This is a genomic window from Stutzerimonas stutzeri, from assembly GCF_024448895.1.
Lineage (GTDB): Bacteria > Pseudomonadota > Gammaproteobacteria > Pseudomonadales > Pseudomonadaceae > Stutzerimonas > Stutzerimonas stutzeri_Q.
Map to the genome: position 1 here is coordinate 1 of NZ_JAMOIC010000062.1, position 1,537 is coordinate 1,537.

Below are 1,537 nucleotides of genomic sequence, written 5' to 3' on the forward strand. Positions count from 1 at the left end.
AGAAGCAGTCGTTTATTGCCTATGCCAGTACGGAATCATCAAGCGCCGCCATAGATGCCCTGCGCTCCAAAAGAATCGCGATCTTGTCCGACTCTGAAAGGTGCGAACCAGGTGTGGGTAAGGCAGAAGCTGCGGCCTCGCACCAGCGTTCAAAAGAATCACTGCTAGTGAATGCCGGTGCTTGTGCCTTCCTCTCCAAGGCGATAACCATATGTTTAGCGATGACCGGATTGACTTTGGAATAAGCAAAATGCGAAGAAGGGTGCTTCACCACTGCTACCGGAACGCCGTTAGCTAGCGACCGAATCCGACGTCCGTTACGCGCACTGAGGCAAACAATCAAATCCGGAGCCAATACGTCCAAGACTTCGGTAAATGCACTGTTACCACGTTCCCAAGCATCTTTGGGTGGTAAAACGCGCGTGTCGCGTATGAATTCCTGCAGAAAGTTGTAATAGGCGACGCTATGCCAGAATTCCTTTTTTTGTGCACTGGAGAAGCTTTCTCTAACGTTCTTCACAGCACTCATTATTTTAGTGAAGTGCGGGTGACGTCGGATTCTGCCCGTTGCCAGAGGGTGTTTCTCACCTAAAGCTAAAGCCTTCACTATTTCGGCAGTAGCTGTTGGGCGCTCATGCTTCTTATCACCATAGTGAGATTCGCAGACTAAGAGAATTCGTAGGCCGCCAAATCCTTCCGCATACTGGGAACCTATCCAGGGTGCAAAGCGGACTGATTTTTTTATCATGGGTATCCTTAACTGGGCGATGATGCTGTGGAGAGGCTACACACGAACCAAGCGGACTCTAAGCAACGGCAGAAATCGGCCAGAAGCGGTCCTTTTGGGATTTCAATAAACCCAAGTGCAACTCAGTGCTAGGCTGTGCGCGATTATGCGTTTTCCACAAAGTGACGCGTAATGAGGCCGAGAGAAGAAGGGAGATTATTCATGGCCAACACATCTGTTGCCTCAGAAGCACAAGTACACCTGCTCGCTATTCGAAAAGCGCTTGCTAACCGTAATGCTGCGGTGATGGTTGGCGCTGGTTTTAGCCGAAACGCGAATGGCGGCGAAAACCTAGCGACATGGTCTCAGCTATCAGAGGAGATGGCCGCTGAACTGGAGCCAGAGCGGCAGCCCGGAACGTTCTCTCCAGCGGCAGCATCACAGTTGGCAGAGCAGTACTCGCGTGTTTTCTCCCCCTCCCACTTGGAGCATCTAATTAAGAGATGTGTCCCTGACGACCAAGTGACTCCAGGCCCGTTGCATACAGCGTTGCTAAAGCTTCCTTGGGCTGAGGTCTTTACTACAAACTACGACACTCTTTTAGAAAGGGAAGCCGAAAAGCTTTTTGAAGTTCCGTACTTTACTGTCTACTCAAGAGAGGACATTCCACAATCGAAAATCTTGAATCGCCGTCGAATTGTAAAACTGCATGGTTCATTTCCCTCACATCGACCCTTCATCCTCACCGAGGAGCACTACCGAACATACCCAGAAAAGTTCGCACCATTCGTTAACCTTGTCAGGCAGTCT

Annotated in this window: 2 protein-coding genes; one reads left to right on the forward strand and one right to left on the reverse strand. The window is 50.2% G+C overall.

Features of this window, described 5'->3' with window-relative positions:
* Positions 1-19: 19 nt before the first annotated feature.
* Positions 20-748 carry a hypothetical protein gene (locus NA619_RS24910; RefSeq protein ID WP_255964435.1) on the reverse strand — a complete coding sequence of 243 codons (729 nt, stop codon included), beginning with the start codon at positions 746-748 and terminating at the stop codon, positions 20-22.
* Between the two features lie 201 nt (positions 749-949).
* On the opposite strand from NA619_RS24910, the gene NA619_RS24915 reads away from it, so the two are divergent.
* Positions 950-1,537, forward strand: a 588-nt coding sequence (locus NA619_RS24915) for an SIR2 family protein (RefSeq protein WP_255964436.1), incomplete at its 3' end; no start/stop codon positions are given.

Bases quoted from the DNA above. Each gene is read 5' to 3' on its own strand.
- NA619_RS24910 (WP_255964435.1), bottom strand. From the start codon at position 748: ATGATAAAAAAATCAGTCCGCTTTGCACCCTGGATAGGTTCCCAGTAT.